Here is a 9,722-nt window from a genome sequence, read left to right as displayed (position 1 = left end):
TCCTGAAAATCATAATACCATACTTATATATGTATACACACAAAAAAAACCCGGCAGGTTTCAAAAACTGGCGGGTTGTACCTATATATAATAGTATATTATTTTTTATTGATCTCTTTAGCTTTGGCTTCCCAGTGGGTCATTAGATTATTATAATTTACCGGATTGGCTGAAGGCTGATTTACTAAACGTCCGGATTCAAATGCGCGGACAAGGATTGTTTCTATTAAATAATCTTCGTTAACTTCAAAAGGTTTGTATTCTGTTTTTAAACTTATATCAAATAAATTGGCAGTTGTATTTGACACAAAGGCCTTAAAACCGCTTTTTAGAGTTTTTATTAACTCATAAGTAGTTTTTCCGGTTTGGCGGTGTACTAACTTTACAAGAATCTGTCCTTGTTTTCTGGAAAGCTTTTTAAGTCTGTCTTCAAATTCGTTGTTAAGATAGTCCTCTACAATTTTGAAATACTTCTTTTTTTCACGGCTCGTTTTTAATCTGGCCATTCCATTATTTAAAGCTGTTAGTCTATCTGCTGCAAGTCTTGCATACGGATATACCTTATACACTCTCATCTGTAAAATCTGAAACTGCTTTAATTCTTCGGCACTCATCTTCTCTCCTTTTGAAATAATAATTTCGGGCAATTGAATTGTATCGTTTAGAATTGAATCTTTTTCAGTTAAAATATACCCCATTTCTTGATTTTCTTTTGGAGTAACTTGGGCTTCACTAGTATATGAAATAAATAATAAAAATAAAATACAACAGGTAAATCTCATGGAGTCTTAATTTAGATGTAAAATTATATATTTATACACAACTCTGATACCAAATTTATAAATTAGCACAAAAATATTTTTATGAGTACAAAATCTATCTTAAATGATACCTCTATAGCTTTTTTAGAAAGCTATCTAAATAATGCTTCGCCGACTGGTTACGAAAGTGAAGGGCAAAAACTTTGGATGAATTATTTAAAACCTTATGTAGATACTTTTATCACTGATACATATGGTACAGCGGTTGGAGTTATTAATCCTGATGCTCCTTTTAAGGTTGTTATTGAGGGTCATGCTGATGAAATTTCATGGTATGTAAACTATATTACAGATGATGGTTTATTATATGTAATTAGAAACGGTGGATCTGATCACCAGATTGCACCTTCAAAAAGAGTAAATATTCATACCAAAAAAGGGATTGTAAAAGGTGTATTTGGATGGCCTGCAATTCACACACGTTTAAGAGACAAGGAAGAAATCCCAAAATTGAGCAACATATTTATTGATTTAGGATGTGAAACTAAGGAACAGGTTGAAGCAATGGGAGTTCATGTAGGATGTGTAATTACCTATCCTGATGAATTTATGGTTTTGAATGAAAACAAATTTGTATGCCGTGCGATAGACAACAGAATGGGCGGTTTTATGATTGCCGAAGTTGCTCGTTTATTAAAGGAAAACAAAAAAACACTTCCTTTTGGTTTGTATATAGTAAATTCTGTTCAGGAAGAAATTGGTCTTCGCGGTGCAGAAATGATAGCTCATACAATTAAACCAAATGTTGCTATTGTTACTGATGTCTGTCATGATACCACTACTCCTATGATTGATAAAAAAGTCGAAGGTGATCTAAAAATGGGTAAAGGACCAGTTATTGCATATTCTCCGGCAATCCAAAATAAACTTCGCGATTTAATTGTAGACATTGCAGAAGAAAAGAAAATACCTTTCCAGCGTCATGCTACTTCTCGTGCAACGGGTACAGATACAGATGCTTTTGCATATAGCAATGGCGGTGTAGCTTCAGCATTAATTTCTCTTCCTTTAAGATACATGCATACTACTGTAGAAATGGTGCATAGAGATGATGTTGAAAATGTAATTCAATTGATTTATGAGTCCTTATTGAAAATTGAGAATAACGAAACATTCTCATATTTCAAATAAAAGCACTTTCATACTAAATTCGGCTGTTTATAAAATAATAGCCGAATTTACTAATTCCTCAAAGAATGAAAATATTACTGCTCGAAGACGATTTTACTTTGTCTAAAGAAATATCGGCTTTTTTTACCACTAAACAATTCGAATGTACACCGTATTATGATGGATCTTTACTGCTCAAAAAATACTTTCCGTATGAATATGATTTAATAATTCTGGATATTAATGTTCCGGGAATAAATGGTATTGAGGTTTGTAAAGGTATTCGTGAAATTGATAAAAAAACGCCAATTATAATGCTGACGGCTTTTAGTGAAATTGAAGACAAACTGGCTTCCTTTGACAGTGGTGCTGATGATTATCTGGTTAAACCTTTTCATTTTGAAGAATTATATGCCCGTATTTCATCATTGCTTAGGAGAAAAGAAATTCCTCAGCAAACAGAAAAAAAGATCATTATAGAAGATTTAGAAATTCTGGAAGATGAAATGAAAGTTTTACGTTCTGGTGAAGAAATTAAGCTGACTCCAAAAGAGTTTAAACTAATTCTAATTTTAGCTCATGCAAAAGGAAAAGTTTTGTCTAAACAATTTATTGCTGAGAAACTTTGGGATTATCATATTGAAACCAATCAAAATACGATTGAAGTTTATATAAATTTTCTTAGGAAAAAAATCGATAAAGACCACGAAACAAAACTCATAAAAACCAAAATTGGTTACGGATATTATTTAAGTAACGAGGAATGACATTAAAAAACAGAATATCATTATTAGTAAGTCTTTTGTTTACAATCCTTTTTGGATTGGCATCGACTGTGATATTTGTTTTATATTCTAATTTTAGAAAAGAAGAATTTCGTGAGCGTCTTGAAATTAAAGCTCTTTCAAATATTAAACTTTTGGTTGATGTAAAAGAAGTTGACGAACAGCTTCTTAAAATGATTGACCAAAATTCAATCAATAAATTATATGATGAGAAAACTTTAGTTTTTGACTCACATTTTAAACTTATTTACAGCAGTATCGATGATGCAAAAATCAATTGGTCTGTTGAAGATTTAAAATATCTTAAAAAACATAAAACCTTTTTCAAACAACAAGGCGATTATGAAGTTTACGGCGTTTTTTATGATACCAAAGACAAAGACTTTTATGCTTTAATTTCTGCTACGGATGATTATGGAAAAAGAAAACTGCTTTTTTTAAGATATACATTAGTTGTATCCTATATATTCTTTACATGTCTCTGCTGGGTTTTAACCTCTTTTATGGTTAGAAAAGCAATGAATCCTCTTGGATTATTTCATCAAAAAATTAAAAATATCAACGAAAACAATCTTGATACTCGTATTGAATCAAAAAGCAATAAAGACGAAATTGACTTAATTGCAAACGAGTTTAATTTCATGATGGACCGAATTGAAGTTTCCTATCAAAGACAAAAAGAATTTACGGCTCACGCTTCGCATGAATTAAGAACTCCTTTATCGAGAATTACTGCACAAATTGAAAATACTATAGCCGATTCGACGACATCTCTTAAAGGAAAAAATTTTCTAACAGCAATTTTATCCGATGTCAATCATTTAACTGAATTAATCAGCTCATTATTAATATTATCAAAAATTGATAACAATAAAAATAATGAAGACAACGAAATTCACAGAATGGATGAGATTCTTTTCTCGGCCATTGAAAATCTAAAGAAAAGCTTTCCTGATTTTGTTATTTTATTTGAAATTGAAGAAAGTGAAAATTTAGACACAGCTCTGGAAATAAAAGGAAATAAAAACCTTTTGGAAATTGCTGTAATTAATGTTTTAAAAAATGCCTGTGTTTATTCAGATAATCAGCAGGCTTTAGTAAAAATAAGCGCGCCGGAAGATCATCTGATTATTTCTATTTTAAACACTGGAAAAACTTTAAGCGAAAGCGAACAAAAAAATCTTTTTGAACCTTTTATGAGGGGAGAAAATTCTAAAGGCACATCTGGTTTTGGATTGGGATTACGTATTGTAAACAGAATCTTAAAACTCCACAAATCTCACATAACTTACACTACACCAAAGGATAATGTGAATTTATTCCAATTATTCTTTCATTAATATTTTATTTTAAGCTAATTTTAAGGTAGATTTTAAGCCCGCTTAAAGTCTGCCGATAGCATATTTGTACAAAATAAAATAGATACAATGAGAAAACTATATGCATTATTATTACTTGTACTTTTTAATCAGGTAGTTATGGCTCAAAAAACAGTCACTCTTCAAGATTGTGAGAGCCAGTTTTTAAAAAACAATCTTTTTTTGCTAGCCTCTCATTATAATATTGATGCCGCAAAAGCCATGACCATTCAGGCCCGAATATGGGATAATCCAAACCTTACTGCAGAATTAAATGCCTATAATCCAGAAAGGGATAAGTTTTTTGACATTGGCAAGCAAGGACAAAAAGTATTTGGTATCGAACAGTTAATCTATTTAGGCGGAAAGAAACGCAATGAAGTTAAATTGGCAAAAACTAACGAACAATTAGCAGAACTTCAGTTCAATGATTTATTAAGAACATTAAAACTGCAGCTGCGCCAGAGTTTTTACACGGTTTATTACAACACAAAAAGTCTTGAAATAACTGATAAACAATTGGTTCATATTGAAGATTTAATAAACTCCTACTCTATTCAGGCTCAAAAAGGAAATATTCCTCTGCGAGATGTTGTGCGTTTACAGTCTCTGTATCTAAACTTTAAGAACGAACGAATGGAAGTTGTTAACAACAGCATTGAAGAGCAGGCAAATTTAAAATTACTGCTAAATTCAACTGAAACTATTATTCCGGATGTTTCTAAAGACGATTTTAATAAATACTTAAAAATAATTCCTTTTGATCTAAAATCTTTTGAAGATGAAGCAATTGCCAATCGTCCGGATTATTTAGCCAAACAAAAAGAAATTGAAGCTAATGAACTGAATGTAAAATGGCAAAAATCGCTTTCTGTTCCAGATATCACTTTGGGTGCTAATTATGATCAGCGAAGCGGTGCATTTAATAATGAAGCTAATATTTCTGTTGGAATTCCGCTGCCGCTTTGGAACAAAAACAAAGGAAATATCAAAAATGCTCAGGCCGTTTTAGCCCAATCTAAAGTAGAAAAGCAAAACTTTAATCTTCAATTGGAAACCGAAATCACATCGGCATGGAATAAATGGGATGAATCCCGAAAAAACTATGCAGTTATAAAACCAACTGTAAACTCAGACTTTGAAGCGGTTTATAACGGAATCTTAACCAATTTCCAAAAAAGAAATATCAGCTTATTAGAATTTACCGATTTTATGGAAAGTTACAATCAGGCTAATATTCAGGTTAATGAATTGAAGAAAAAATTGGCTTTATCCGGCGAAGAATTAAATACTACTATCAACAAGGATTTATTTTAAAACTAAATAATAATGAAACATACACTAATTATAGGAATTGCAATAGTAAGTTTATCACTTGCCAGCTGCAAAAAGGAAGTAGAAAATCCTCAAACCAATACTTCTTTCGCCTTAAGCGATAATATGCTGAAAACTACTACTACGGCAGATGCGAAAACCCAGACAGTGAAAAATGAGCTGAGTTTTTATGGAAAAATTACTGCCGATAATAATAAATTAATCGATGTTTATCCGCTTGTGGGCGGAAACGTGATTAAAGTAAATGTTGAACTTGGAGATTATGTAAAAAAAGGCCAGGTATTAGCAACCATAAAAAGTACTGATGTCGCTGATTTTGAAAAACAATCTATCGATGCAAAAAATGATTTGCTTGTTGCAAAAAACAAACTAAAAGTTGCTCAGGAATTATACGACGGAAAATTAAATTCTGAAAGCGATGTTCTTGAAGCAAAATCTGAAGTAAACAAAGCACAGTCACAGCTAAGCAAAATTCAGGAAACTTATAAAATTTACAATATTAAAGCCGGTTCTATTTACGAAGTAACGGCGCCAATAAGTGGTTTTGTTATTCAAAAAAGCATTAATCAGGATATGCTTTTACGTTCTGATCGTTCTGAAAATATTTTTGACATTGCAGAAATCAGCGAAGTTTGGGCAATGGCCAATATTAATGAAATCGACATTAATAAAATAAAACTTGGAATTGATGCCAGCGTAACTACTCTAAGTTACCCTGATAAAGTTTTTAAAGGAAAAGTAGATAAAATCTTTAACGTAATTGATCCTGAAACCAAAGCAATGCAGGCGCGTATTAAACTTCAAAACCCTGGGTTTTTATTAAAACCGGATATGAATGCTAATATCAAATTATCCTACAACGAAAATGAATCAATGATTGCAATTCCCAGCAATGCCATTGTTTTTGATAAAAGTAAAAATTTCGTCATGATCTTTAAAGATCGTCATAATATTGAAACAAGACAAGTTGAAGTTTACCGAGTTGTAGGTGATACAACTTATATTTCAAGCGGTTTAAAGGAAAATGAAAAAGTCATTACCAACAATCAATTATTTATTTATCGCGCTTTAAACGATTAAAAGATGAACAAATTCATACGAAATATAATTGCTTTTTCCCTTAAGAATAAAGCATTTACCTTTTTCTGGGTAGGAATATTGGCTGTTGCAGGATTTATTTCCTTTAAAAATATGCCAATTGATGCTTTTCCAGACGTAACAAATACTCAAATTATTATCATTACACAGTGGAATGGTAAAAGTGCCGAAGAAGTAGAACGTTTTGTAACAACACCAATCGAGATTTCGATGAACTCGGTGCAGAAAAAAACGAGTGTGCGCAGTATTACTATGTTTGGTTTATCTGTAATCAAAATTATTTTTGATGATGGTGTCGACGATACTTTTGCCCGATTTCAGGTAAATAATTTACTTAAAAATGTTACACTTCCAGATGATGTTGAACCAGACGTTCAGCCTCCTTATGGGCCGACTGGAGAAATTTTCAGATATATTGTAAAAAGCAACAGTCGTGACAGTCGTGAATTATTGACTTACCAAAACTGGGTTATAGACAAACAATTACGTGCCGTTCCTGGCGTTGCCGATTTGAACGTTTTTGGCGGACAAACTAAAACTTATGAAGTTGGAGTTGATCCTATAAAACTGGCTAAATACAATATTACACCATTACAGGTTTATAATGCTGTTGATGCCGGAAATGTAAACGTGGGCGGTGATATTATTGAAAAAAACGGACAGGCATTTGTGGTTCGCGGTGTTGGTCTTTTAAAATCCCGAAAAGATATTGAAAATATTATCGTAGACGAAGCAGGAGGAAATCCAATTTTGGTTAAAAACGTTGCTTCGGTTTACGAGAGTTCTATGCCAAGAGTAGGACAAACCGGAATTGGAAATAATGATGATGCGGTTGAAGGGATCGTTGTAATGCGTAAAGGCGAAAATGCACAGGAAACTCTTGCTTTAATAAAAGATAAGATTAAAGATTTAAATGATAATATCCTGCCAAAAGATATTAAAATTGAAACTTTTTACGATCGTGACAATTTGATGAATTTCACTACCGAAACGGTAATGCACAATTTATTTGAAGGTATTATTTTGGTTACCTGCGTCGTATTTCTATTTATGGCCGACTGGAGAACTACTTTTACAGTTTCGATAGTTATTCCGCTTTCCTTATTATTTGCCTTTTTGTGTTTAAAAATGATGGGGATGAGCGCCAACTTGCTGAGTTTAGGTGCTGTCGATTTCGGAATTATCATTGATGGTGCCGTCGTAATGGTCGAAGGATTATTTGTGGTTCTGGATCATAGGGCGCATCAGCTGGGAATGACAGCTTATAATAAAATTGCAAAAGGAAGCATCATTAAAAAAACCGGAACAGAAATGGGTAAAGCTATTTTCTTTTCTAAATTAATTATCATTACCGCTTTACTGCCAATATTTTCATTTCAGAAGGTTGAAGGAAAAATGTTCTCTCCCCTTGCCTATACTTTAGGTTTTGCCTTAATGGGAGCATTAATTTTCACACTTACTCTGGTGCCGGTTTTATCTCATATTTTATTGAATAAAAATGTAAAAGAAAAGAATAATCCGTTTGTAAACTTTTGGGACAGAATTGTAGGCAAAGGTTTTGCATGGACATTTAAGCATAAAATAAAATCATTAGTTATTTCATTATCTGTAATTGCTGCTACATTTTTCTCTGCTTCATTTTTAGGTACAGAATTTTTGCCTCAGTTAAATGAAGGAGCTTTATGGGTTACGGCAGAATTACCAATGAGTACTTCTCTGCCTGAAAGTGTAAAAACAGCTGCAATGATCAGAAAAGATCTTGAAAGTTTTCCTGAAGTTAAAAATGTACTTTCACAAACTGGAAGAAGTAACGATGGAACAGATCCAAACGGATTTGGATTTATTCAGCTCCAAGTCGATTTGAAACCAAAAGCCGACTGGAAACGAAAAATCAGTATGGATAAACTGATTAACCAAATGGACGAAAAATTAAAAGTTCATCAGGGAATTACTTATAACTATTCTCAGCCTGTAATTGATAACGTTGCTGAATCTGTTGCTGGTTTCAAAGCTTCAAATGCAGTTAAAATCTACGGAGATGATTTAGATAAATTAGATGAACTTTCTAATGAAGTTTTAGCAAAAATCAAAGATATTCCAGGTATCAAAGATGTTGGAATTCTTAGAAATGTTGGTCAGCCAGAAATTAGTGTAATTCTTGACAGAGAAAAAATGGCTGCTTATGGTGTAACTTTAAGCGATGCTCAGGCTGTTTTAGAATTAGCTTTTGGAGGAAAAACTGCTACTCAAAAATATGAAGATGAAAAGAAATTTGATGTACGAGTTCGTTTTTCTAAAGAGTATCGTAAAGACGAAGAAGATTTAGCAGAATTAAAAGTACCAACTATAAGCGGTGCAAAAATCCCGTTAAAAGAAATCTGCGACATTAAAACCATAACTGGTCCGGCATTTATTTACAGAGATAATACGAAACGTTTTATTGGAGTAAAATTTTCTGTTCGTGACCGAGATTTAGGAAGTACAATTGCAGAAGCACAATCAAAAGTTGCAGAAGTAAAAATGCCTCCTGGATATACAACTGGATGGACAGGAGAATTTGAAAATCAGGTTCGTGCCAGTGCACGTTTGGCGCAAGTTGTACCAATCAGTTTAATTGGAATATTTGTCTTGTTATTCATTCTGTTTGGAAACTTTAAAGATTCATTACTTGTTTTAGCCAATGTGCCATTTGCTGTAATTGGCGGGATTATAGCTTTACACTTAACGGGAATGAATTTTGGAATTTCTGCAGGAGTTGGTTTTATTGCCTTACTGGGAATCTGTATTCAAAATGGTGTAATCCTGATATCAGAATTTCATCACAATATAAAGGCAAAATTCTCATTAGAAGAATCCATTTTTATGGGAGTAAAAGCCAGAACAAGAGCAGTAGTCATGACGGCACTTATGGCTTCTATAGGTTTAATGCCGGCAGCAATTTCAACCGGAATTGGATCAGAATCTCAAAAACCTCTTGCAATTGTAATTATTGGAGGATTAGTAACGGCAACAATTTTGACATTATTGGTTTTCCCAATTTTATTCTGGATTTTCAATCGAAAAAAACACGCACCGATAGAATAAACGGTTTTATGATAAAATTAATTTGGTTAGATTAATTTGGTTTAGAAAGAAAAAGCATCATTATTTTTAATGGTGCTTTTTTGATTTAGATACTCTCTTAAAAACAAGCAGCAAAAAAAAACGGCCTTCTG

The 9,722-nt window shown here is 32.6% G+C and carries 7 protein-coding genes; 6 read left to right on the top strand and 1 reads right to left on the bottom strand.

Annotation, left to right across the window (positions count from 1 at the left end; genetic code table 11):
* Positions 1-98 precede the first annotated feature (98 nt).
* Positions 99-782 (bottom strand): DUF4294 domain-containing protein, encoded by a 684-nt coding sequence (locus tag ACTJIW_RS22745; RefSeq protein WP_121361154.1) that lies wholly within the window; start codon positions 780-782, stop codon positions 99-101.
* An 81-nt stretch (positions 783-863) separates the two neighbouring features.
* Here ACTJIW_RS22745 and ACTJIW_RS22740 point away from each other — a divergent pair, with 81 nt between their 5' ends.
* From ACTJIW_RS22740 to ACTJIW_RS22715, 6 genes are all read left to right on the top strand, one after another.
* A complete protein-coding gene (locus ACTJIW_RS22740) occupies positions 864-1,952 on the top strand; it encodes a M42 family metallopeptidase (protein ID WP_440716415.1) in 1,089 nt (362 codons plus the stop codon).
* Positions 1,953-2,017: 65 nt separating this feature from the next.
* Complete coding sequence (locus tag ACTJIW_RS22735; RefSeq protein WP_012024796.1) at positions 2,018-2,698, top strand: response regulator transcription factor; 681 nt, start codon at positions 2,018-2,020, stop codon at positions 2,696-2,698.
* Positions 2,695-4,056 carry a sensor histidine kinase gene (locus ACTJIW_RS22730; protein WP_440716414.1) on the top strand — a complete coding sequence of 454 codons (1,362 nt, stop codon included), beginning with the start codon at positions 2,695-2,697 and terminating at the stop codon, positions 4,054-4,056. The genes ACTJIW_RS22735 and ACTJIW_RS22730 overlap by 4 nt, the downstream gene beginning before the upstream one ends.
* 87 nt (positions 4,057-4,143) lie before the next feature.
* The gene (locus tag ACTJIW_RS22725) at positions 4,144-5,391 is read left to right on the top strand and encodes a TolC family protein (RefSeq protein ID WP_012024794.1); all 1,248 of its coding nucleotides are present in this window, start codon (positions 4,144-4,146) and stop codon (positions 5,389-5,391) included.
* 12 nt (positions 5,392-5,403) lie between these two features.
* The gene (locus ACTJIW_RS22720; RefSeq protein WP_012024793.1) at positions 5,404-6,489 is read left to right on the top strand and encodes an efflux RND transporter periplasmic adaptor subunit; all 1,086 of its coding nucleotides are present in this window, start codon (positions 5,404-5,406) and stop codon (positions 6,487-6,489) included.
* A 3-nt stretch (positions 6,490-6,492) separates the two neighbouring features.
* Positions 6,493-9,591: an efflux RND transporter permease subunit gene (locus ACTJIW_RS22715; protein ID WP_440716413.1), complete on the top strand. Its 3,099-nt coding sequence runs from the start codon at positions 6,493-6,495 to the stop codon at positions 9,589-9,591.
* Positions 9,592-9,722: the final 131 nt, after the last annotated feature.

This window comes from Flavobacterium sp. 22659 (genome assembly GCF_052044235.1).
GTDB lineage: Bacteria > Bacteroidota > Bacteroidia > Flavobacteriales > Flavobacteriaceae > Flavobacterium > Flavobacterium johnsoniae.
This window is presented reverse-complemented; position numbering and strand designations above follow the sequence as displayed.